A 22,434-nucleotide genomic window follows, 5' to 3' on the forward strand; every position below is an offset into this window, starting at 1 on the left:
CAAGCAGAGCAGCAGAGAAGCAGAGAACAGCATCAACATCACAGAGAGTCAGCAGAGTCAACGGTTAACAGATTCGGACTCTCTTGACTCTGCTGACTCTGTGTGATCCAAAGCTTCTCATCTTTTCTCTGCTGCTCTGCTGCTCTGTGTGATCCTGTCTGTTGGTTTCTCCCCGCTCCTCCGCGTGAGGGCGGTTCCATCGTCCTTCGCCCCCGAACGCGAGACGGGAGCCCCCGTGCGAGGCTCCCGTCCCTTGTTCACGCGATGCAGCCGCCGCCGAGCCGAACCACTCACGCACTCAACGCACCCAGCACTCACGCACTTCAGTTCTTCTTCAACGCCGCGACTTCCGCCGGCAGCGCGAACACCGACGCGTCAATCGGCTCGGTGCTGACGGAGACCAGGCGCACCTCGTTCCGCCTGTTCATGGAGGTTGTCGACGTGCGGGTGGCCATTTTGATTCCGCCAAAATCACGGTAGTCGTGGTAGGTCACCTCACCGACGTAGGTGTGAACCCCGGTGGTGCTGCGAACCGTGGCACCGATCAGCAGGCCGTCGTCATCCGCGAAGCAGTTGCGCACCTCGTCGCCGCGCGCGTTCACCATGCGCACCCGGATGCAGCTTTCGCCGTTTACCGTATCGCGGCCCACCGTCTCCATGGTGGGGAACAGGCGGGCGAAGTTGATGGGAGACTCGAAGTCATATGCGGACCGTTCCTGGCTTCTCTGGATACTGGGGCCGACAACCGTATCCATCATCCACGCCGTCTGGCCATCGTAGCCGATCGCAACGGGGCCCGTCTGCGGGGCCTCCATCTTCATCACGTACCGATTCCCCTGGCGGGCCCGGTACACGTCCCGGGTCATGGCAGGGCGCCCGTCGGGTCCGCTGGCCTCCTCCCGCGTGTGGCGGTACTGCTGGGCCGCAAGCGCCTGCATTCCGCCAATGCTCCGCATGTGGCGGGCAACCACCTCCTCCGCGGGGGGAAGCGGCTGCGTACAGCCGGAAGCGGCGGCCACGGCCAGGCCCGCGCCGATGAACGCCAGCGCGCGAAAGGCAGAAGTGCAGAGGTGAGGCATCATCGTTCCCCCTGTGCGCAATGAAAATCTCCGCATGGCCGCGCGGGTCGCGGCCCGGACACGATCCAGATACGGCCGCTTAATAAGATAAGTTGCACAGAGTACCCAGACAAACCCGCGCCTGCGTTTCCCGCGGTTCCCAGTCCTCCGCGTCCTCCCGTCCCGCGCGCGAAGGCAGTTCCTCATACTCAGCCGCCAGACGGAAAACGGGAGCCCCGCGCGAGGCTCCCGTTCCTTGTTCACGCGATGCCGTATGGCGCCGTGCCGAAACAGCACTCACGCACTAACGCACCCCGCACTCACGCACTTCAGTTGCTCTTCAACGCCGCGATCTCGGCCGGCAGCGCGAACATGGACGCGTCGATCGGCTCGGTGCTGATGGACTTCACGTGGATTTCCATCTGCTGCCCCATCGCCGACATCCGCGTGGTCGCCGGCATCTTGATCCCGCCGAAGTCGCGGTAGTCACTGAACAGGATGTCGCTCTGCATGGTGCCGGCCTCGGTGGTGGCGTTCACCGACGCGGCGATCAGCATGCCGTCGTCATCCGCAAAACAGTTCATCACCTGGTCGCCGCTCTGCGTGGTCATGCGCACCTGAACGCAGCTTTCGCCGTTCAGCGTGTCGCGGCCCACGGTTTCCATCGCCTGGTACATGCGGGCGAAGTTCATGTTGGATTCGAAGTCGTACTGGCGCAGCGCCTCCGCCAGTTCCTTGCCTTCCAGGAGCTTGGGGCCCGACATGGGGTTGCTGGACCACGCCGTCTGCCCGTCGTAGCCCATTCCCATGTTGCCCATGCCGGGAATTTCCATCTTGACCACGAACTTGTTGCCCTGCCGGGCCTGGTACGCGTCCATGTTGATGGTGATGCCCGCGGCCGGCATGCTCATTTCGGCCGTCATGTGGCGGTACTGCTGGCTGGAAAGCGCCTGCAGCCCGCCGATGGCCTGCACGTAGCGGGCAACCACCTGCTGCGCGGTCGGCAGCGCCTGCGCGCGGACCGGGGCGGCCGTCACGGCCAGGGCGGCGCCGGCCAGCGCCAGCGTGCGAACGGCGGAAGTGCGGAGAGACATCAGCGTTTCCTCGGAGTTTTACAGGATAGGGATCTGCACGGCCGCGCGTTCGCGGGCCGCCCGGAATGCGGCGGAACTCCGCCGCGCACTACCGCGTCCGGGCGCGGCTTCGGTTCTGTTCGGCGATCCACGCCACCGCGGCGTCCAGCGCGGGGTCGCCCCCGGCCAGCAGCGCCGCGCGCGTCACCGGCGCGGGCGCGTCGGGCACCACGCCGCGCGCCTCCCAGCGCACGCCGCCGGGCCCCTTCATGTCGGCGATGGCGTGCAGCAGCACGTCGCCGTTGGGCAGCCGCGGCATGGCCGCGGGAAGCGCCTGCCCCGCGCTGGTCGCGCCGAACACGCGCACGCGCCCCAGCGCCTGCAGTCCGCCCGCGAAGATCTCGGAGGTGCTCCCCGTGATCTCGTCCGTCAGCACGGCCACGGGGCCGGCGTACGGCTGCACCCGCTCTCCCGCAGGGTTCACCAGCCGCGGGTTGATGACGAACTGCAGCGTGTCGCGCCGCGTGATCATCGCCCCCAGCGTATCGCGCCGGTTGATGAAGTGCCCGGCCCACCCCGGCGCCATGGCCCCCACCCCGCCCACGTTGCCGCGCAGGTCGATGACGATGCCGTCCGAACCGCGCAGGTCGTTCACCGCGCGGTCCAGCGCGCCGATGGCGGCCGGCAGCCAGATGTTGAACCGGATGACGCCCACCGTGGCGCCGTCCGAACGGAGCGTGTCCTGCTCCACCCGCACCGCCATGGGCGGCAGGTTGCCGAAGCGAGCCAGCTGCCCCGCGATGGGGCGCAGCGTGAGCACGGCGTCCACCGCGCGCCCGGCGCCGTCCTCGCCACGCACGCGCAGGGTGTCGCCCGCCAGGCCGGAAAGCACGCCGTTCATGGCGCCCCAGGCGTAGAAGGCGGCGCGGTGCGGATCGGTGCCCCCCGGCAGGCGGGGAACGACCGTGGCCACGTGCGCGGCGTCGATCTCGCCCGCGGAGCGGATGGCGTACCCCGTGCGGATTCCCGCCGCGTCGGCCGCGCCGCCCGGCTCCACCCGCGTCACCAGGAAGCGCGCGCCGTCCCAGCGCACCTCCATTCCCGCCTCGCCGGGCGCGCCCTCCGCGCGGGGACCGCCGGCCGCCAGCGCCGCGTCCTCCCCGCCGGGGATGATGCCGAAGTGCGACTGCCCCAGCGTGTGCAGCATGTCGGAAAGCACCACCCGCAGCTCCGGGTTGCTGCGCGCGGCAAGCGCACGCGGCCGCAGCGTGTCGCGCACCGCGTTCCAGTTCACCCCGTTGAAGGTGGTGTCCCAGAAGGTCCGGTTGACGGCGCTCCAGGTGCTGTCGAAGGTGGCCGCGGCCAGTTCCGGGCTCAGGCTGCGCGCCTCGGGAGCCGGCGTCCGCGCGGTCGCCGCCGTACCCGCGCACCCGGCCAGGAGCAGGCAGGCCGCGGCTGTGATCGTCCGTTTCATTCCGCCCCGGTTCAGGCGCCCGCCGCAATGGCGCGCACCACGTCGTCGATTCCCGCCTTGATGCGCGCCGAAGGCTCGCGCGAATCGTTGGCGATGATGCAGAACAGCACCTGCCGCCCGTCCTCCAGCGTCAGCCGTCCGCTCAGCGAGTCCACCCCGCCGATGTACCCCGTCTTGGCCGCCACCCGCCCCGGCAGATCCTCCAGCCTGTGCAGCAGCGACCCCGTGCGCCCCGACACCGGAAGCGAGGCCCGGACGATGGACTGGCGCGGCGTACGCCAAATGTAGTCAAGAAGATTCACCAGCGCATGCGGGGTGATGCGGTTCTGCGCCGAGAGCCCCGAGCCGTCGCGCAGCACGAAGTCGGCGCTGTCGATCCCCACCACGCCGGTCAGAAAGGCGCGTTCCGCGGCCAGCCCCGCCGCCCAGCTCCCCGCCCCGTTCACTTCGCGGCCCACTGTCTTCAGCAGCGACTCGGCGATCCAGTTCTGGCTGCTCAGCAGGATGGGGGCAATGGCGCGCGGCAGTTCCGGCGAGCGCCACTCCGCGAGCGCCGTCCCGCCGCCCACGGAGGAGGATGGATCGCTCACGACGCGCACGCCCGGCTCGTCCACGGCGATGCCGCGGCGCACCAGCGCCTCGCGGAACGCCGTTCCCGCCCAGCGCGCCGGCTGCTGCACGGCGAAGCTTTCCGTGTCCGCGCTGCCGTCCGCCGGGTAGTTTCCATACGCGCGCACCTGGTTGGTCCCCGGTACGCGGTCAAAGTCCAGCGTCCGCGCGCCGCCCGCGCCCACGGTGCGGCTCTCGTTGCGCAGCGACCACGACGCCGTCCGCGGCTCGCCGGTGATGCGCGCGGGCTGGCCCACGGCGCCGGGGACGATGCGGAAGTCGATGGCGTTGTCCGCGAAGCCCAGCGCGTTCACCGGGGCGGCGTACCACCACAGCTGGTCTGCCGGGTCCCAGTCGGGGCGCACGTACTCGGTGTCCCACCAGCTCTCGTCCGCCACCACCGAGCCGGTGACGCGCTTAATTCCGCGCGCCCGCAGCGAATCGGCCAGCATCTCCCACACCGCGGTGCGGGAGGAAAAGTAGCGCCCGGAGATGAGCGGGTCGCCCCGGCCGTACAGCACCAGGTCACCCCGCAGCGTCCCGTCCTGCACCGGGCCGGTGGCGTACAGCGAGGTGCGGAAGCGGTAGTCCGCGGGGAGATGATGGGCCGCCGTGGCCGTCACCACCAGCTTCAGGTTGCTGGCGGGAATCATGGGGCGGGAGGCCTCGCGGGCGTACAGAACGCGCCCGGTGCCCGCGTCGCGCACCTCGATTCCCCACCGCGAACCCCGCAGCTGCGGTCTGGCCAGCACCGCGTCGATGCGCGCGGCCAGCGAGGGGGCGCGGGGCGCGGCGGAACTTGCTACATTCCTGGCGGGTGCTTGCGCCGAGAGTGGCGCGAGCAGTGCCAGTGCGAGCAGAGCGGCGCCCGCGCGGCGTCCAAGGGGAGAAACGAACATCACGGTGCGACGATTTCGGGGGCGGAAGAAGGGATGAGCGAGATCCTGTTCGCGGACGACGACGAAGCGCTTCGGCGGATGGTGGGCGAGCTGCTCCGCCACGCCGGGCACCAGGTGCGCCTGTGCGAGAACGGGACGCAGGCCCTGGCCGAGGTGCGCCGCGCGGCGCCCGATCTGGTGATTCTGGACTACCGCATGGGGCGGCCCGACGGCTTCGAGGTCGCCCGCGAGCTCAAGGGCGACCCGCGCCTGTCGCACGTTCCCCTGCTCATCCTCACCGGCGAGTCGCGCATCGAGGACCGGCTGGGCGGCTTCGAGGCCGGGGCGGACGACTATCTCGCCAAGCCCTTTGATCCGCGCGAGCTGCTGGCGCGCGTAGACGCGCTGGTGCGGCAGTCGCGGCGTTCGCTGGACCGGAATCCCACCACGGGGCTTCCCGGCGGGCTGGCCATCGAGCGGGAAATCGAGCGGCGGCGCGAGGCGCAGACGCCGTTTTCCCTCTGCTACTTCGACCTGGACGACTTCAAGCCCTTTGCCGACCGCTTCGGCTTCGCCGTCGCCGACGAGACCATCCGCGAGGCGGGGCGCGCCATCGGCACCACGGCGGAGGGGCGCGACGCCTTCGTGGGGCACGTGGGCGGCGACGACTTCGTGGCCGTGTGCCCGCCGGAATCCGCGCGCGAGGTGGCGCTGACCGCGCGTGCCCGCTTTTCGCAGACGCTTCCCCGCCACCTGCCGCCCGAGGCGGTGCGCGCGGGGACGTACGAGGCCGAGGACCGCGCAGGCGTGCGGCGCGAGTTTCCGCTCACCCGGCTTTCCGCCGCGGTGGTGCGCGTCGAGCCGTCGCGCTGGACCTCGCTGGAGCGGCTGGGCGAGGTGGTGGCGGAGGCCAAGCGCCGCTCCAAGTCCGCGGGCTCCGGCGGCATCTTCGAGATCGAGCTGTAGGATATCCTCCCAAATCTACCGCCCCCGCGGCGCACCCTCAACCGGGGCGCCGCGGGGGCGGTTCTGCGTCCGGAGATGACGGACGAGGATCAGGCGTGCAGCGTGCGCGCGGTGGTGACCACGGCGGTTTCCAGCGGCGGGCGCTGCGCGGGCGGGAACGCGGGAGGCGGCGTGGGAAGGGCGCGCAGCAGTTCCGCGTGGCGCACCTCGCGGAACTCGTACACGATCACCCCCTCGTTGGTGACTTCGGACACGATGCGCAGCCCGTCTTCCAGCGAGTTGAGCACCTTTTCCGCCCGGGGCAGCGACCAGCCGAGCGACGACGCCACCTCGGTGACGGTCAGCAGGCCGCCACGCTCGCCAGCCAGGCGAAGGACGTGCTGCTGCAGCGCCTGCACCAGCGCCTCGCGCCGGGCTTCGCGCTTCTTGCGGGCCGCGGAGTACAGGTAGGCCGCCCCGCCCCCGGCGATCGCGGCCATGAAGAACGCCACGGGCTCCCCCTCCTCGATGGTGACCATCAGCATCAGCATGGAGAAGAGCGCCAGGATGATGGTGGGCCACAGGGTGAGCCCCGGCTCTCCCGCGGACGCGGGCAGGGCCGGCGTGGTGCTCTGCGCCGACGCCACGCTCCCGCTCAGAGCAGGCTGGCGCGGCACGGTGGCCAGCGCCTGCACCCGCTCGGCGTGGCGGCCCCAGTTTTCGCCGCAGCGCGGGCACCGGCGGTGGTTGTGGCGCATCAGGTAGAAGATGATGCCCGCAGCGCCCATGAACGGGACCAGCGTGGCCGCCGTCAGCAGCAGCAGCACCGCCAGCGGGCCCGCCTGCGAAAAGTACGAAGCGCTCTGTCCCTGAAAGCCGCACCGGGGGCAGAGCGCGACCACTTCGGTCGGGCGGATCGCGGACGCGGGCACGCCGCGACCGTACGCCGGCGACACCGCGGCGCCGCAGTTTCCGCAGTGGGCGGCGCCTTCCGCCACTCCCGATCCACACTTCGAGCAGTACATCCTACTCCTCCATGCCGCGTCCGCGGCGCGTTTCGCTGGTCGACCCGTCGTCCCCGCCCCGCTGATACGTCGCGGAGCGCGACAAGTTTCATCCCGTGTGATGATTCGTATCCGAGGTTCGCTCCGGTGCTCGATGGACGGCGTTGAAGTCATCCATCCTCGACACCGGACGCCATCATCCTTGGGACCATCATCATGATAAAAAGACGCGGAACCGGCGCACCGGCCCCGCGCCATCAATCTATCCGCTACCGATCCGCTTCAGAAGATCCGATGTCCGTCACTCAACATCCACCGGAACGGCTATCCTGCCTCGGCGATCCGCCGATCCGCGCGACGGCTACCAGCGGGCCGTGTATCCGCGCGCGTCGATGTGGATGAACGGGCCGTGCGCGCCGTTGCCGTCGTACACGCCGGCACCGCCAATCAGCTCCGGATGGCGGTTCTCCACGCGGTCCACGGCGCGCAGCATCACCCGCACGTCGTCCGTGTCGCGGCGGCCGTCTCCGTTCAGGTCGTCGATGTACCCATCCTGGTCGTTGTCCACCCACACGTCGGATGCGTCGCCATACGTGTGGCGGCTCAGCCGCGCGCGTCCGCCCTCGCCCGGCCCGTTGTACGCGGGCGTACGGAAGCCGCTCATCACCGCCACGTGCTCGGCGCGCACGCCCATGGCGTTCAGCTCCTGAATCACCAGTTCCAGCTTGTCGATCAGCCGCAGGTCCAGCGCCAGGTACTTGGGCCACACCGCGAACTGGTCCTTGGTGAGGAAGTTCCGCAGCCGGAAGTGCTCGCTGACGTACAGGTCCTGGTTTTCGCGCGTGACTTCGATGAAGCCCGCCGGTGGCGCGTACCGGTCGGTGCGGCCGTCGCTTTCCGTGGCGTACTCGCCGATGCGGTAGCCGTTCAGAACGCCGCCGCGCTTTTCGCTGAACGGCACGCGGGTGATGACGGACAGGTCGCCCATTTCCTGGGCCCACGTGGCGCCGCGCAGGTGCAGCCGCCACACGCCGGCCGTGGACGGCGCGAACAGCCCGCCGTGCAGCGCGCCGCCCCCGCCCAGCACGCGCACCTGCGTGCCGACCTGCGGCGCCCAGCTGTACGCCGCCTCCACCGGGTCCGCTTCGGCCCACTCCAGCGGCAGCTCCAGCCGGCGGTTGGGGTCCGTGACCACCGCGCGCAGCTTGCCGCTGCGGCCGAACGCGCCCGTGGCCAGCCGCACCGCCTCATCCCCGCGCGCGGCGGACGCAGGCGACGCGGCGGACCAGGTGAGCGGCGGCATGGCGCGGTTGGGCGCGTACATCGCCAGCGAGGTGCCGGCGAGCGCGACGGTGCAGACGGTGGCCAGAATGCGGCGGGTGCGGGGCATGACGGCTCCTTGGGGGCTCCGCGGATGCGCGGAACGGATGGGCGTCCGGCGCCGCGGGGGGCCCGGAACTCGTTCCAGATCGATGTCGGGGGGCCGCTTTCGGGACGGGGCGGACGGAGGCCCGCGGGACGCGGTTCCGGCCGGCTGCCCGCGCCATGGCGGCGCGGGGTGAAAGCGGCGGATCAGGCACGCTGAACACGCGCGTTCCGGGGTGGCGAAACCGTCCGGCGGGCGTAGGTTGTGCTCTGTTCAGCGGATTGCACATGATACCGCGATTCGCGCGCGCTCGTCAAGCAACTTCTCCTCTGCAACGGCTGCTTCATGCCTGACACCGCCCCGCGCCCCCGCGTGTGCCTCGTCATCCTGGACGGATGGGGCCTTCGCGAACCCGCCGCCGACAACGCCGTCACCGTCGCCCATGCGCCCACCTGGCGCTCGCTGTGGGAAGGCGGCACGCACCCCCGTGCCCGGCTGATCACGCACGGGCCCGCCGTGGGGCTTCCGGAGGGGCAGATGGGCAACTCCGAAGTCGGCCACCTGAACCTGGGCGCCGGACGCGTGGTGATGCAGTCGCTGCAGCGCATCACCTCGTCCATCCAGAGCGGCGAGTTCGCCAGCAACCCGGTGTTCGCCGAACTGCTGGCCGGGGTGCGCGAGCGCAACGGCACGCTGCACCTGATGGGGCTCATCGGCCCGGGCGGGGTGCACGCGGTGGACACGCACCTGCTGGCGCTGGTGGACCTTGCCCAGCAGCACCAGATCCCCCGGTGCCGCCTGCACGTGTTTCTGGACGGGCGCGACACCCCGCCCTCCTCCGCCCGCGACTACCTGACGGAGCTGTTCGGCCGCGCGGGCGGGGGCGACACCGTGCGCATCGCCACACTGATGGGGCGGTACTGGGCGATGGACCGCGACCGGCGCTGGGAGCGCACCGAAAAGGCGTACCGCGCCATCGTCTACGGCCAGGGGCAGCCCGTGCACGATCCGCTTGCCGCCATCGCCGCCGCGTATGAGGCGGGCGAAACGGACGAGTTCGTGGAGCCGCGCATCATGGTGGACGACGACGGCCAGCCGCTGGGCCTGCTGAAGGAGGGCGACGGCGTCATCTTCTTCAACTTCCGCTCGGACCGCGCGCGGCAGCTTTCCCGCGCGCTGGCGGACGAGGCGTTCAACGGCTTCGACCGCGGGCCGGAGCGCCCGCGCGTGCACGTGGCCACCATGACGCAGTACGACGAGTCGTTCCCCCTCCCCACGGCCTTTCCGCCGCAGGAGCTGAACGACAAGCTGAGCGACGTGCTGGAAGCGCACGGCCTGGCCAGCTTTCGCACGGCGGAAACGGAGAAGTATCCGCACGTCACCTTCTTCTTCAACGGCGGGGTGGAAGAGCCGCCGCGGGGCGAGGACCGGCGCATGGTGCCGTCGCCCAAGGTGCCCACGTACGATCTGCAGCCGGAGATGAGCGAGCCCGACGTGGCCCGCGGGCTGGTGGAGGCGATCCGCGCGCAGACGTACGACGTGCTGGTGTGCAACTTCGCCAATCCCGACATGGTGGGGCACACGGGGGTGATGGAAGCCGCCGTGCGCGCGGTGGAGGCGGTAGACGAAGGGCTGGGGCAGGTGGTGCAGGCGTGCGCCGAGACGGGAACGACGCTGATCGTCACGGCGGACCACGGCAACTGCGAGCAGATGTGGGATCCCACCACCAACGGCCCGCACACCGCGCACACCACCAACCCGGTGGGCATCGTGCTGGTGGAGCCCGACGGCCGCCGCACCGCCGCCTCCCTGGCCGACGGCGCGCTGTGCGACGTGGCGCCCACGATCCTGGGCCTGATCGGCGTCCCGCAGCCGGCGGCGATGACGGGGCGGGATCTTAGGCGAGAAAGTGCGAAGGGAAGTGCGTGAGTGCTGGGTGCGTTAGTGCGTGAGTGCGAACAGAAGGGGGAAGTGCTCAGGGCCCGGTGCTCGGTACCAACTACTCAGCGATCAGTGGGGATGTTGAGGTGTGGGGGGCGGAGTTCGCGGGCGGCCCCCACCCGGGCTCGTACTACTCGCCCACCCTCCCCCAAAAAAGACTGGGGGAGGGTTGTTGGGACGGACAGTTCGATGCGAGGCGGAGTACGGCGCAGCGCGGAATATCTGGAGCGAATAATCCGCCGATCCAAGAGCGGTAAGCACCGGCCAGACACGCTGACGCGCGTCGTTCGGCGCTTTAACAGCAATCCGGGATCGCCGGCACCGACGAGGGTGCAGTCCGCGCAGGCGGACTTCGTGTCTTTCGAGGCGCGGTTTCAACCGCCGGACCAGCGCCGGCCGCGCGCATCCCGTCCTCCGCCGCGCCGGAGCTGGGGTGTGCTCCCTCTCCCACATCTGTTCGTGGGAGAGGGTCGTCGTGCGCAGCACGCGGGGTGAGGGCCCCAGCCCGCCTCCGCACGATCCTCCGGCCCATCCACCCAGGCCACCCGTCCCATCCCCGAACGTCTCATCACGACCAAAAGGAAACGCCCGCCCCGGCATGCCGGGGCGGGCGTCTGGTTCTTTCCAGGGAAAGAACGTCAGTCAGCGGCTTCGAGTTCCACAACCGACTCGATCGCGAACGGCGTCACCGACACCGTCTTGCGCTTCTTGTCCTTGCGGCCGAACAGCACCTGTCCGTCAACCAGCGCGAACAGCGTGTCGTCGCTGCCGATGCCGACGTTGTCGCCGGGATGGAAGCGCGTGCCGCGCTGGCGGATCAGGATGTTCCCGGCCAGCACCTTTTCACCGCCGTACTTCTTGACGCCGAGCCGCTGCGCGTTCGAATCGCGCCCGTTGCGGGTCGAGCCGCCGCCCTTTTTATGTGCCATGGCTGCCCCCCTTAGCCGAGGTTGATCTCGTTGACGCGCACCTCAGTGAACTTCTGACGGTGGCCCTGCTTGCGACGGTAGTTCTTGCGACGCTTGTGCTTGAAGATGATGATCTTCTCGCCCTTGCCGTGGCGCACCACTTCGGCCGTCACCGACGCACCGCTCACCGCGGGCGCGCCGATCTTGACCGAGTCGCCGTCGGCGCCCAGAAGGACATCTTCAAAGCGGAGCGTCTCGCCCGGTTCGTTGCCGATGGACGGAATGCGGAGCGTCTTGCCCGGCTCGGCCCGGAACTGCTTGCCGCCGGTGCGGATGATGGCGTACATGGTGATCGAACCCCGTTTCACGGAAACCCGTGTGTTTTCCAAAAAGAACACAAGACGAGCAATATCGCCCGGAACGCCCGCCGTGTCAAGTGAAGGGCCCTCCGCGAACGGAGGGCCGCCTGCTCAGTACCCCGGTACCGCCACCGGCCGCAGCACCACGCCCGTTCCCGCCAGCGGAATCGTTCCCGCCTGGGGAGTGCCGGGGCGCAGCCAGCGCAGCTGGTTGTCGGTTCCCGTTCCCGTGTACGCCAGGTACACGATGCGCCCGTCCGGCGTCCACGTTCCCGCCCCGTCGGTCATGGTGCGGGTGGTGAGCCGCGCCACCGAACCCGACGACAGGTTGCGCACGTACAGCTCGGTGTCGCCCGTGACGTTGGACGAGTACGACAGCATGGTCCCCTCGGGGCTGAACGACGGCGTGATCTCGGCCGAGTTCGGGTTGCCCGTCAGCAGCGTGGGCGTGCTCCCCACGATCAGGTTGTAGATGTCGGCCGTGCCGCCGCCGGTGCTTACGTACGCCAGCCGGTTGTTGTCCGTGTTGGGGAACCACGCCGGGCCCGCGTCGGGCGAGGCTTCCAGCCCGAAGCCCACCGGGGTGGCGCGCGCCGCGCCCGTGCCGTTGGCGTTGGCGATCCAGATCTTGGCCGAGCCGGTCGGGTCCGCCGAGTACGCCAGCCGGGTGCCGTCCCGCGACAGCGCCGCGTCCGTTTCCGTCACCGACGGGGTGTTGGTCAGCCGCGTCTCGGTGCCGCCCAGCAGGGGCACCGAGTACAGCTCCGCGTTGCCGTTTCGGTAGCTTGTGAACACCACCAGCCCGCCGCCCACCGCCGCGTCCAGGTCCTCGCCCGTGTTGGTGGTCAGGCGCGTGAGGTCATTGCCGTCCAGCGCCACGCGGTACACGTCGCGGTTGCCCGCCACCAGCCGGTCGAACACCACCACCGGGAGCAGTTCGGTCTGCAGGTACACCTTGAAGGTGAACGCCTGCACGCCGCCGTTGAGCGTGAATTTCCACTGCTTGGCGGACGACGTCTGGTTCAGCGCCAGCACTTCCGGATAGTGATAGTAGGGCTGCTCCAGCCCCGATACCGGCATCGTTCCGTCCGGGTTGGCCACGTCCACCGAGCCCGTGCCCGTCGCCGTGGGGCCCGCGAAGAAGAAGACCCGGATCCCCGTCGTCGCCGTGCCGTCCGCCGTGCCCATGCGAAAGGGCATGAGGTTGGTGATGGTGGTGTTGAAGCTGGCCGTGTTCCCGGCGATGGTCAGGTTGCTGGCCGTCAGCCGCACCTTCTGGTTCTGCCCGCCGATGATGGCCTGCGCCGAGCCGCTGACCGGCGACACCGCGTCGCAGGTTACGCCGGAGGTGGCCACCTGCACGGTGCACGTCATGGCGGCCAGCGCCTCGTCGGGAACCGGAAACGTCGGCTTGGGCTTCGATTCCACCTCGGTGGGGCCGTCACCGCAGGCGGCGAGCGCCAAGAGACCCGCAATCGCGCCGCAGCGGCGCGCCCATGTCATGGTTGCCACGGAAATCCTGGTATCGGAAGGGAAAGCGGACCGGAACGCCGCGAACGGAAGGTGGGACGCCGCGCCCGGCGGGGCGCGACTCCGCAATCTACAACAGAACTCTCCACAGCGGAATCCCCCGCAACGGTGCAGCCTGTTGCGGGGGAACGACTTAGCCGCTTGGGAGCGGACGCCTAGCCCAGGTTGTAGCGGGCCGACACGTCCTGCTGGGTGGCGGTGGCCACCAGGCGCATTTCGTCGGGCTGCAGCAGCGGGTCGTCGCGCAGGGCCAGCGTCAGCTTGAGCGACTTTTCCAGCCCGCGCAGCAGCTGCGGCTCCTGCTCCAGCACGAACAGCGCAACCTCAGGGTGCACGCGCACCATCAGCTGGCGCTCCTTGCCGTCCACCGCGGCGCGGCGCATGGCGCGCTCGATCCTGCGGACGACGGTTTCCGGGGTGAAGATGCGCCCCGTTCCCTCGCAGGTGGGGCACGGCGCCGTCTGCGTGGCGTACAGCGACGGCCGCACCCGCTGCCGCGTCATTTCGATGAGGCCCAGCTCGCTCACCTGGAACGCCTTGGTGCGCGCGCGGTCCCGCGCCAGGTGCTGCCGAAGCTCCTGCAGCACCTTGTCGCGGTTGGCCTTGGTCTCCATGTCGATGAAGTCGCAGACGATGATGCCGCCCACGTCCCGCAGCCGCAGCTGCCGCGCGATCTCGCGCGCGGCGTCCACGTTGGTCTTCAGGATCGTCTTTTCGGGATCCTTTTTACCGGTGTACCGCCCGGTGTTCACGTCGATGCTGACCAGCGCCTCGGTCTGCTCCACGATGATGTAGCCGCCGCTGGCCAGGTTCACCCGCCGGTGAAAGGCGTCGCGGATTTCCCGTTCCAGGTCGTACGCGTCAAACAGCGGCTTGGAGTCGGTGTACAGGTGCACCCGCTCCACCAGCGTGGGGTCCACCTGCCCCAGGTAGGCCACCACCTCGTCGAAGACGTTCTTGGCGTCGACGGTGAGGGAGTCCACCTTCTGGCTGAACAGGTCGCGGATGATGCCCGCGGTCAGCTTGGCCTCGCGGTGCACCGGGGTGGGCGCGCGCGTCTTCTTGGCCTTCTTCTGCATCTGCGCCCACAGCGACATCAAGGCGCGCAGTTCGCGCTCGAACGTTTCGCGCGTCAGTTCCTCGCCCACCGTGCGGACGATGAGCCCGCCGGAGTTTTCGGGAAGGATTTCGCGGGCCAGGGCGCGCAGGCGGGCGCGCTCTTCGCGGTCGTCGATCTTGCGCGACACGCCCACGTGCGACGAGCCGGGCATGTAGACGAGAAAGCGGCCGGGGAGCGAAATGTGGGCGGTGACGCGCGGGCCCTTGGTGCTGATGGGCTCCTTGCTCACCTGCACCAGCAGTTCCTGCCCCTTCTTGAGAATGTCCTGAATGGGCGGATACTTGCGCGAGCGGCGGCCGCCCTCGTCGTCGGACGAGGCCGCCGCGGGCGCGGCGGCGGCGTCTTCGCCCTCATCTTCCTCGCCGTCCTCCAGCGCGACGTCGCTGACGTGCAGAAACGCCGCCTTGTCGGTGCCGATGTCGACGAACGCCGCCTGAATTCCGGGAAGTACGGCTTCCACCCGCCCCTTGTACACATCGCCCACCATGCGGGCGGCGTCCGGCCGGTCTACCATCAACTCGACCAGGACGTCGTCCTCCAGGATGGCGACCCGCGTTTCGCGGGCCGTCGTGTTCATCAGGATCTCGCGCTTCACGCGCACCCCCGCGTGCGGGGGCGCCGGGCGAGAACCCGGGCCAGGGGCGGCCGGACGCGGAGGGCGCGCGTGCGCCCCCGGGTGGGCCTGTGGATGTGCATCGGTCCTCTGCAGGGGGCCGCGCCGCGCACGGGGCGCGGCGGCCCATCGGTCAGTGGGAGAGCTCGCGAAGGAGGCTGCGCGCGATCACCATCCGCTGGATCTCGCTGGTCCCCTCCCCGATCTCGCAGATCTTGGCGTCGCGCATCATGCGCTCCACCGGATATTCCTTGGTGTAGCCGTATCCGCCGTGAATCTGAACGGCCTTGGTGGTGGTCCGCATGGCCACTTCCGAGGCGAACAGCTTGGCCATGCTGGCCTCGCGCGAGTACGGTTTTCCTTCTTCCTTGAGCCACGCCGCGTGATACACCAGGTGCTTGGCGGCTTCGATCTCGGTGGCCATGTCGGCCAGCATGAACTGGATGCCCTGGAATTCGGCGATGGCCTTGCCGAACTGGCGGCGCTCCGCGGCGTACTTCAGGGCCTGCTCGTAGGCGCCTTCCGCGATCCCCAGCGAAAGCGCGCCGATGCCGATGCGGCCCGCGTCCAGCGTCTTCATGAAGTTGATGAAGCCCATCCCCACCTCGCCCAGGACGTTCTCGTCCGGAACAAAGGCGTCCTCAAAGACGAGTTCGCGCGTGTCGCTGGCGCGCCATCCCATCTTGTCTTCCTTCTTGCCCGCGCGCACGCCGTCGATGAACGGCAGGTCGTCGGCATGGCCCATTCCCACTTCGCGGGCGCGGTCCAGGTCCGTCGTGGGCTTGGTGACGATGAAGCTGGTGATCCCCTTGGGGCCCTTCTCCCGGTCCGTCACCGCCGTCGCGACGAAGATCTCGCCCACGCCGGCGTGGGTGATGAAGATCTTGCTGCCGTTGAGCACCCATCCGCCGTCCGCCTTGACGGCCGTGGTCTGCGTGCCGCCCGCGTCGCTCCCCGCGCCCGGCTCAGTCAGTCCGAAGCCGCCCAGCACCCGGCCCGAGGCCAGGTACGGAACGAAGCGCTCGATCTGCTCCGGCGTGCCGAAATTGACGATGGGCGAAGTGCCCAGCGTGGTGTGCGCGCTGATGGTGATGGAGTGCGACGCATCGACCTTGGCCAGCTCGTGGATGGCGATCATGTACGCGATGCCGTCCATTCCCGCGCCGCCCAGCTCCTCGTTCCAGGGCACGCCCAGCAGCCCCAGCTCGGCCATCTTGGCGACGTTCTCCCACGGGAACTCCGACGTCTGGTCCAGGTGTCCCGCCACCGGGGCGATCTCGTTCTGGGCGAATTCGCGCACCATGTCGCGGATGGCCAGGTGGTTCTCGTCGAAGTACCGTTCCATGATTCGGACTCTGCCCGCGGCGCCGGGTGAATGCTGATGGGCGGGGCGCCGGATGCGGCGCCGCCTGCCAAACCCGGCAAATCTACGGGTCTCGCGGGGATTGGGAAAGAGAGTGAGCCCCGGCGTACCTCAGGCCGCGTCAACTTCGTTCAGGTCCCGTCGCGGACATTCCCTGCGATCCGGGCCGCGGATCGCGCCGGTCCTTGCGCCCGCCGGTCCATCCCGCCGGTCCGCCGCGCGCTCCACAACGGACGCGATCAGGCGGTTCCGCCCGAGAGCTTCATCCCGAACCCGAACCAAACCGCGCCGTCCGTCCCGCCGGCTCTTCGCAGCGGCAGATCCTTGAACCGCGAGGAGGGGCAGACGATGATCCGCTCGCCCGGGCCTCGTGTGACGTTTGGCGTCCAGCGCGCCGGAACATTGGCCAGGCCGTGGCCGGGAACGCGCGCCCGGCTCTCCGCCCCAGTCCGCGCAGGCGGACTTCGTGCTTTTCCAGCGGCGAATTCATTCGCTCCTGGACGGCGGACGCGCCGGGGTTCGTTGCCCTACACGCCCTCCCTCCCGCGGCCCTGCATCCAGCGCCTCCTGCTCACGATCGGAGGGACGGACGCCCATCCACCCGATCGCGATCAGTCAACCGCGCCGGCTACTCCGCCTGCGCCCGCAGGATCTCCAGAAACGCCTCGCCGTACTTGTCCATCTTGGCCGGACCCACGCCGGGCACGCCCAGCATCTCGGACGAGGTGCGCGGATGGCGCTTGGCGATTTCCACCAGCGTGCGGTCCGCGAACACGCAGTACGCGGGAAGCTCCGCCTCCTTGGCCAGCCGCGTGCGCAGCTCGCGAAGCTGGTTGTACACCTGCCGCTGCGCCGGCGTGGGCGGCGCGGCCCCCTCCGTGGAGGGCGGCTCGCCCTTGGCGCGGCGGGCGGCCTTGGGCGCGGCCGCGGGCTCGCGGTACATGTCCAGCGCCTGCGCCACCGCGCGCAGGATGGCGCCGCCGTGCCGGTCCGCCAGCGCGCGCCCTACCCCGTCCACGGACAGCAGCGCTTCCGGCGTGCGGGGCCGCTCCTCCGTCAGCCGGTCCAGCACCGCGTCGTCCATGATCATCCCCTCGGGAATGCCTTCCCGCGAACCCAGCTCGCGGCGCAGTGAGCGGAGCGCCTCCGTCACCCGCACCGCGCGGCTCAGCTTGCCCTTGCCCGGCAGCTCCGACTCCCCCGCGACGGCGGAACCGGCCGGGCTGGAGCCCAGGCAGTTGTCGCAGGCGCCGCACCGGTTCATGGCCGCGGGGTCGCCGAAGTAGCGGAGCACGAAGCCGCGCCTGCACCCGTCGGTGTAGGCATAGTTCTGCATCTGCTTCAGCTTGCCCAGGTCGTTGCGCTTGCGCATCTCCAGCCCGCGCCAGTCGATGGCGAGGCGGTTCACGGGCGTGGTGCGGTCCAGCACCCAGGTGCCCTCGCCGCTGAGCGCCTGCCACTCCACCATCCCCAGGTCCTGCAGCGCGTCCAGCAGCGGCACCGCGCGTCCCCGCCCGCCCGCGGCCCCGTCCAGCGAGCGCCAGTCCAGCTCCACGCCGCGGTAGATGGCCTCGCCGCGCGCCGCGCGCCACAGCCCGCGAAGAAACTGAAGCTCCTCCGGCGCGTCCTGAAGCTCGCGCGAAATGCGCTCCGGCCGGGCCAGCAGGCGCACGCGCACGGGCTGCGGCCCGCCGCCGTACGTCTGCCGGATCAGGCCGAACTGCTCCAGCACGCGCGCGGCGGAGGCCGCCTGCCGGTCGTCGTCGATCCCGGGGACGGTGCGGCCCAGGTCCGCGATGGGCAGGCTGTACAGCCCCTCGGAATCGGACCGCTCGCGCAGTGCCTTCATCGCCGATTCCACCGTGGAGCGGGGCGGGTGCGCGGAGTTGATGAAGTACTCGTGCGTGAACTTGTCCTTGAAGGCGTGCAGCAGGACGCAGTCGCTTTCCCCGCCGTCGCGGCCGGCGCGCCCCGCCTCCTGGTAGTACGCCTCCAGGTTGCCCGGCAGGTTGTAGTGCACGACGATGCGCACGTCGGGCTTGTCGATCCCCATTCCGAACGCGTTGGTCGCCACCACCACGCGCGTCGTGCCCTTCATGAACTCGTCCTGAATCCGCTTGCGGTCGCGGTCCGGAAGGCCGGCGTGGTAGCCCACCGTGGGCGTACCCACCCCGTTGAGCAGCGCCGTCAGCGCATCCACCGCCTTGCGGGTGGAGGCGTAGATGATGGCCGAACCCTCGCGCCCCTTGAGCAGGCGGAGGACGAGGCGGTCCTTCTCGGAGTCGTTCTTGGCCTGCAGCACGTGCCAGTGCAGGTTGCGGCGGTCAAAGCCGGTCACCAGCACGGCCGGGTCCGCCAGCCGCAGCTGCCGGACGATGTCGTCGCGCACCTCGGGCGTGGCGGTGGCCGTCAGCGCGGCGACGGGCGGGCCGCCCAGCAGTTCGCGCACCTGCCCCAGCCGCAGGTACGACGGACGGAAGTCGTGCCCCCACTCGGACACGCAGTGCGCCTCGTCCACCGCCAGAAGGGAAACGGGAAGCCGCTGCAGCCGTCGCCGGAAGCCCTCGGCGTCAAAGCGCTCCGGCGCCACGTACAGCAGCTTGATCTCGCCCCGCTCGGCGGCGTCCATCCGCGCCGCCATCTCGCCCGCGCCCAGCGTGGAGTTCACGAACGTGGCGGGAACCCCGGCCGCCTCCAGCCCGTCCACCTGGTCCTTCATCAGCGAGATCAGCGGGGACACCACCAGGGTCACCCCCGGCAGAATCATAGCTGGGACCTGAAAGCAGATCGACTTCCCTCCCCCGGTGGGCATCACCGTGAGGGAATCTCCGCCACCCAAAATATTACGAACCGCCTGGTCCTGCCCGGGGCGGAAATCGTCGTAACCCCAATACTGGCGCAAGACTTCTCTCGCGCCAGACAGGCCATCTCCGTCCAACATTTCAGAACTTTCGGGCAGGTGACGGCACGAAGAGGCGTCAGACCCGGATGCTGGATCCGTTTCTGATGCTGACCCCCTCAAAACTGGGGATTCCTGATGCTGGCTGACGGCACCTGACGGCATTTTGACGGAACCCTCTTCCCACCTGGTGCTGAAAGCCTGACGGCAACCCTGACGGCATCGTAAGCGAGAATGCGCTCGCTAATCAGGTGGCCATAGCGCCCCTGAGCCGTGGAATCAAATCCTTACACCGTTCTCGCGCAACAGGTCGGAGGCCGAGGCAGTCTACACCCTATCCATTCGGGCAGGAGCGCAACTGCCCAGACCGGGGTGGCACGGATGCGTCAACTCATGCATTCATACAGTCCCCTCAATCCAAGCACCGGCGCTGCATACCCTCCCTGACATCACGGAGAACGGCCCCTGTAGTCCGCAGTTACGACTTCTTCCTATCGCGAATGGAGTGACAATGAGATCTCCCAAGCACGCACTCGCGGTCATCGGCATTCTGTCGGCTTCCGGATGCGATTCGCTGCCCACACGGTCGGACTCCACAGCATCTGTGGAAACTGAACTGCCCGTTTTCGCCAACGCTGGAGAGTCGTCGATCTGCACCAATCGAGCAGTCCCGTCGGGGTATGTGGTGATCTCCGCGACCCTTTCACCCTCCTGTCCGGGATACTCAAGCTACGGAAGCGTGGCAGGGCAGATCAACTCAGTCACTGTCCGCAAGCCGACATCGGGGCTGACGATCTGCGCCGGGTGGCCAACCCCCGGTGGAGACGTAGACCAGTTCCCGCCGCTCGGCTACGTAGTAGTCGCCTCGACGAGCACGGCCGCCTGTCCAGACCGTAACAGCTACGCGCGCGCGAATGGCTATACGAACGCGCTCACCATCCAAACTCTCGCTTCGCCAATCACCATCTGCGGGGCGTGGCCTATCGCTCGCGGCATCGCGGAACCCCAGCGCGCGATCCCTGTGGGGTATGTCGTTGTCAGCATGTCGCACTCCAAATCCTGCTACAACTACAGGTCAGGAGGTGGGGACTTCAACGCGCTGACTCTTCGTACGCCCTCATCTCCGATGACCATCTGCGCCGGGTGGCCTATCGTTCTTGGTTACGCTGAGCAGCGAATCCCATCCGGATACGTTGTGACGGGGATAGCGACCACAGTGGCATGCCCGAACTACTATCCCGGCGGTGGCAAGGCCAACGCCCTGGAAATCCGGACGCTCACGTCTCCCATCACGATCTGCGGAACGTGGCCTATTCCAACTGGCGTTGCGGAACCTCAACGCGCGATTCCCGAGGGGTATGTCGTTGTCAGCACATCAAGCATCAAGTCCTGCTACAACTATCGGCCTGGAAGTGGCGACTTTAATGCGCTGACCCTTCGCACGCCCTCATCTCCGATGACCATCTGCTCCGGATGGCCTATCGTGCTCGGCTACGCGGAGCAGCGAATCCCACCCGGATACGTTGTGACGGGGATGACGACCACAGTAGCATGCCCGAACTACTATCCCGGCGGCGGCAATCCCAACGCGTTTGTGATCCGTACGCCCACGTCCCCCATGACCATCTGCAAGGGATGGCCGTTCCTGTTAGGATACGCTTACCAAGCGATTCCCAGCGGATACGTGCTCGCCAGTAGAACCAACTCGACTGCGTGTCCCGGCTACGACCCGTTCCATGGCGAGCTCAACGCGATGAACATCCGCCGGAAGTAAGAACTAGATGACTCCGGATCTCGGGTGGGAATCCGGAGTCAGGACGGGTCCTCACCTCGGGCGGACCCGATCGTCACCCACTGCTCCCCCGTCTGCCCGCTCGACTGGCGGCGTGCCGTCGAAACGCTAAAACCGCAAAATCTGCGTGGGTAGCAGAAACTCAGATAGAGCGCGGCCTCCGCCGAAGGGGTAGATGACCGTCCCGCTCACTTCGATCAACTTTGATTATACCCTCCCGCTAAGGAGCGTGCGCCCATGGAACTGCCCGTCAACGACGACCTGCGGGGCATCTGCCGTGAGATCCTGGATGAGGGAAAGACGGACGAGGAGTGGAACGAGATGGCTGCCAGCGACTGGTTTCAGACTGATAGTGTCCATGGCGGATATGAGGGCGTGGAGGACGGGTTTACCTTCAGCTACTACTCACCGCAAGGCGAAGAGTTGTGGTTCCAGCTCACCCTTGCGGCGGTCGCAGAAGTGGCGGCGGGAACGCGGACTTCGGTGGAAGCCCGGCCCGCAGGGTGAAGACATTTTCGGCGGGCCCGGACTGGGAGTCCGGCTGAGCCTGCAATCTGGGGTGGAGCTACCCCTCCGTCTGGGGTGTTCCGCCTTTCTGGATGTCACCGCGGGATTCCGCTACCCACAGGAGCGACCAGGTACGGTGCCCATACACCTGCACGGGGGGATGTATGGGCAGCACTGGCAAGCCGGATCCGGGCAAGCGGTTCAGGGACACGATCCACCAACTCTGCGCCGGTAAGCACCAGTATTGGCGCGTGTTCTCGGACTGGGCAGAAGCCACTGCGCTGACATTGGTTGCAATCGTCCGCCGGGATCATGAAATCGCAGACCGGCGCGCCGAAATCCTGGAGCGCTACACCGAGATAGAGCGCGCGGGCTTCCAGGCGATGGTGGAATGCGTCATGGAGGCGCTGGAAAGCGATCCGGGAAACGACTTCCTCGGGCAGCAGTTCATGCAGATGGAACTGTCCAACCATTGGAAGGGACAGTTCTTCACGCCACCTACCGTGGCGATCATGATGGCCCAGTTCGCTTTGGGGAGCGCGGAGGAGCTGCGGGAGAGGGTACAGAGGACGCACTTCGTGACCGTGCAGGACCCGGCCGTAGGTGCTGGAGTAATGCTGATTGCCGCAGCCGCGGTGGTGCGCGCGGCGGGGCTCGATCCCCGCGACCACCTGCACGTGACCGGCGTAGATGTGGATCCCACGGCCGCCCACATGGCCTACATCCAGCTGTGCCTGCTGGGGATTCCCGGACGTGTCATCGTCGGGAACAGTCTGGGTGGGGATGTCACTTCGATCTGGCCTACCGTGGCACACGAACTGGGCATGTGGGACCTCCGCCTGGCTGCCCGCCGACTCTGCTCCGGGGAGTGACACGGTGGACAGCATTCTGCGTCGCAGAAACGTTGACCTACGCAAAGAGATCCCGGGCAGTCGCCCAGGATCCCTTCATCATTCAACGGTAAGTCCTCGCGCGGGCGGCAGCTTCCCACCTTC

17 protein-coding genes are annotated in these 22,434 nt (G+C 68.5%); 5 read left to right on the forward strand and 12 right to left on the reverse strand.

Annotation, left to right across the window (positions count from 1 at the left end):
- Positions 1-323 precede the first annotated feature (323 nt).
- From HNQ61_RS07925 to dacB, 4 genes are all read right to left on the reverse strand, one after another.
- Positions 324-1,079: a hypothetical protein gene (locus tag HNQ61_RS07925; protein WP_170039672.1), complete on the reverse strand. Its 756-nt coding sequence runs from the start codon at positions 1,077-1,079 to the stop codon at positions 324-326.
- A gap of 308 nt (positions 1,080-1,387) precedes the next feature.
- A complete protein-coding gene (locus HNQ61_RS07930; RefSeq protein WP_170039674.1) occupies positions 1,388-2,152 on the reverse strand; it encodes a DUF4412 domain-containing protein in 765 nt (254 codons plus the stop codon).
- Positions 2,153-2,240: 88 nt separating this feature from the next.
- Positions 2,241-3,605 carry a S41 family peptidase gene (locus tag HNQ61_RS07935; protein ID WP_170039677.1) on the reverse strand — a complete coding sequence of 455 codons (1,365 nt, stop codon included), beginning with the start codon at positions 3,603-3,605 and terminating at the stop codon, positions 2,241-2,243.
- A gap of 11 nt (positions 3,606-3,616) precedes the next feature.
- On the reverse strand, positions 3,617-5,113 hold the full coding sequence (dacB, locus tag HNQ61_RS07940) for a D-alanyl-D-alanine carboxypeptidase/D-alanyl-D-alanine endopeptidase (protein WP_183685575.1): 1,497 nt from the start codon (positions 5,111-5,113) through the stop codon (positions 3,617-3,619).
- A 33-nt stretch (positions 5,114-5,146) separates the two neighbouring features.
- Between dacB and HNQ61_RS07945 the strand changes: the two genes are divergently transcribed.
- Entirely contained in the window at positions 5,147-6,058 is a 912-nt protein-coding gene (locus tag HNQ61_RS07945; RefSeq protein WP_170039681.1) for a response regulator, read from the forward strand.
- 89 nt (positions 6,059-6,147) lie between these two features.
- On the opposite strand, the gene HNQ61_RS07950 is transcribed toward HNQ61_RS07945, so the two are convergent.
- Positions 6,148-7,062, reverse strand: a complete 915-nt coding sequence (locus HNQ61_RS07950) for a zinc ribbon domain-containing protein (RefSeq protein ID WP_170039683.1) — start codon at positions 7,060-7,062, stop codon at positions 6,148-6,150.
- 340 nt (positions 7,063-7,402) lie between these two features.
- Positions 7,403-8,431, reverse strand: coding sequence for a M15 family metallopeptidase domain-containing protein (locus HNQ61_RS07955; RefSeq protein WP_170039685.1), 1,029 nt, complete (start codon positions 8,429-8,431; stop codon positions 7,403-7,405).
- Between the two features lie 321 nt (positions 8,432-8,752).
- Between HNQ61_RS07955 and gpmI the strand changes: the two genes are divergently transcribed.
- Positions 8,753-10,336 (forward strand): 2,3-bisphosphoglycerate-independent phosphoglycerate mutase, encoded by a 1,584-nt coding sequence (gene gpmI, locus HNQ61_RS07960; protein ID WP_170039687.1) that lies wholly within the window; start codon positions 8,753-8,755, stop codon positions 10,334-10,336.
- Positions 10,337-10,986: 650 nt separating this feature from the next.
- Here gpmI and rpmA read toward each other — a convergent pair.
- From rpmA to HNQ61_RS07990, 6 genes are all read right to left on the reverse strand, one after another.
- Complete coding sequence (gene rpmA, locus HNQ61_RS07965; protein WP_170039689.1) at positions 10,987-11,277, reverse strand: 50S ribosomal protein L27; 291 nt, start codon at positions 11,275-11,277, stop codon at positions 10,987-10,989.
- 11 nt (positions 11,278-11,288) lie between these two features.
- Positions 11,289-11,603, reverse strand: a complete 315-nt coding sequence (rplU, locus tag HNQ61_RS07970) for a 50S ribosomal protein L21 (protein WP_170039691.1) — start codon at positions 11,601-11,603, stop codon at positions 11,289-11,291.
- Positions 11,604-11,726: 123 nt separating this feature from the next.
- Positions 11,727-13,127: a TolB family protein gene (locus tag HNQ61_RS07975; protein ID WP_170039693.1), complete on the reverse strand. Its 1,401-nt coding sequence runs from the start codon at positions 13,125-13,127 to the stop codon at positions 11,727-11,729.
- 173 nt (positions 13,128-13,300) lie between these two features.
- On the reverse strand, positions 13,301-14,842 hold the full coding sequence (locus HNQ61_RS07980) for an Rne/Rng family ribonuclease (protein ID WP_170039695.1): 1,542 nt from the start codon (positions 14,840-14,842) through the stop codon (positions 13,301-13,303).
- Between the two features lie 169 nt (positions 14,843-15,011).
- Positions 15,012-16,223 carry an acyl-CoA dehydrogenase gene (locus HNQ61_RS07985; protein WP_170039697.1) on the reverse strand — a complete coding sequence of 404 codons (1,212 nt, stop codon included), beginning with the start codon at positions 16,221-16,223 and terminating at the stop codon, positions 15,012-15,014.
- Between the two features lie 646 nt (positions 16,224-16,869).
- Positions 16,870-19,305, reverse strand: a complete 2,436-nt coding sequence (locus tag HNQ61_RS07990) for a RecQ family ATP-dependent DNA helicase (protein ID WP_338088099.1) — start codon at positions 19,303-19,305, stop codon at positions 16,870-16,872.
- A gap of 346 nt (positions 19,306-19,651) precedes the next feature.
- Between HNQ61_RS07990 and HNQ61_RS07995 the strand changes: the two genes are divergently transcribed.
- The 3 genes from HNQ61_RS07995 to HNQ61_RS08005 all read left to right on the forward strand — a co-directional run bounded on the left by HNQ61_RS07995 (position 19,652) and on the right by HNQ61_RS08005 (position 22,311).
- Complete coding sequence (locus HNQ61_RS07995) at positions 19,652-20,914, forward strand: hypothetical protein (protein WP_170039701.1); 1,263 nt, start codon at positions 19,652-19,654, stop codon at positions 20,912-20,914.
- Between the two features lie 255 nt (positions 20,915-21,169).
- Positions 21,170-21,439, forward strand: a complete 270-nt coding sequence (locus HNQ61_RS08000; RefSeq protein WP_170039703.1) for a hypothetical protein — start codon at positions 21,170-21,172, stop codon at positions 21,437-21,439.
- 164 nt (positions 21,440-21,603) lie between these two features.
- Entirely contained in the window at positions 21,604-22,311 is a 708-nt protein-coding gene (locus HNQ61_RS08005) for an N-6 DNA methylase (RefSeq protein WP_170039705.1), read from the forward strand.
- The last annotated feature ends 123 nt before the right edge of the window (positions 22,312-22,434 follow it).

Origin of the sequence: Longimicrobium terrae (genome assembly GCF_014202995.1) — a bacterium.
Classification (GTDB): Bacteria; Gemmatimonadota; Gemmatimonadetes; order Longimicrobiales; family Longimicrobiaceae; genus Longimicrobium; species Longimicrobium terrae.

What these genes read in the sequence shown, in the direction of transcription:
- HNQ61_RS07925 (WP_170039672.1), bottom strand. Translation starts at nt 1,079, where the DNA reads ATGCCTCACCTCTGCACTTCTGCCTTTCGCGCGCTGGCGTTCATCGGC.
- HNQ61_RS07930 (WP_170039674.1), bottom strand. Translation starts at nt 2,152, where the DNA reads ATGTCTCTCCGCACTTCCGCCGTTCGCACGCTGGCGCTGGCCGGCGCC.
- HNQ61_RS07935 (WP_170039677.1), bottom strand. Translation starts at nt 3,605, where the DNA reads ATGAAACGGACGATCACAGCCGCGGCCTGCCTGCTCCTGGCCGGGTGC.
- dacB (WP_183685575.1), bottom strand. Translation starts at nt 5,113, where the DNA reads ATGTTCGTTTCTCCCCTTGGACGCCGCGCGGGCGCCGCTCTGCTCGCA.
- HNQ61_RS07945 (WP_170039681.1), top strand. Translation starts at nt 5,147, where the DNA reads ATGAGCGAGATCCTGTTCGCGGACGACGACGAAGCGCTTCGGCGGATG.
- HNQ61_RS07950 (WP_170039683.1), bottom strand. Translation starts at nt 7,062, where the DNA reads ATGTACTGCTCGAAGTGTGGATCGGGAGTGGCGGAAGGCGCCGCCCAC.
- HNQ61_RS07955 (WP_170039685.1), bottom strand. Translation starts at nt 8,431, where the DNA reads ATGCCCCGCACCCGCCGCATTCTGGCCACCGTCTGCACCGTCGCGCTC.
- gpmI (WP_170039687.1), top strand. Translation starts at nt 8,753, where the DNA reads ATGCCTGACACCGCCCCGCGCCCCCGCGTGTGCCTCGTCATCCTGGAC.
- rpmA (WP_170039689.1), bottom strand. Translation starts at nt 11,277, where the DNA reads ATGGCACATAAAAAGGGCGGCGGCTCGACCCGCAACGGGCGCGATTCG.
- rplU (WP_170039691.1), bottom strand. Translation starts at nt 11,603, where the DNA reads ATGTACGCCATCATCCGCACCGGCGGCAAGCAGTTCCGGGCCGAGCCG.
- HNQ61_RS07980 (WP_170039695.1), bottom strand. Translation starts at nt 14,842, where the DNA reads ATGAACACGACGGCCCGCGAAACGCGGGTCGCCATCCTGGAGGACGAC.
- HNQ61_RS07985 (WP_170039697.1), bottom strand. Translation starts at nt 16,223, where the DNA reads ATGGAACGGTACTTCGACGAGAACCACCTGGCCATCCGCGACATGGTG.
- HNQ61_RS07990 (WP_338088099.1), bottom strand. Translation starts at nt 19,305, where the DNA reads ATGCCGTCAGGTGCCGTCAGCCAGCATCAGGAATCCCCAGTTTTGAGG.
- HNQ61_RS07995 (WP_170039701.1), top strand. Translation starts at nt 19,652, where the DNA reads ATGAGATCTCCCAAGCACGCACTCGCGGTCATCGGCATTCTGTCGGCT.
- HNQ61_RS08000 (WP_170039703.1), top strand. Translation starts at nt 21,170, where the DNA reads ATGGAACTGCCCGTCAACGACGACCTGCGGGGCATCTGCCGTGAGATC.
- HNQ61_RS08005 (WP_170039705.1), top strand. Translation starts at nt 21,604, where the DNA reads ATGGGCAGCACTGGCAAGCCGGATCCGGGCAAGCGGTTCAGGGACACG.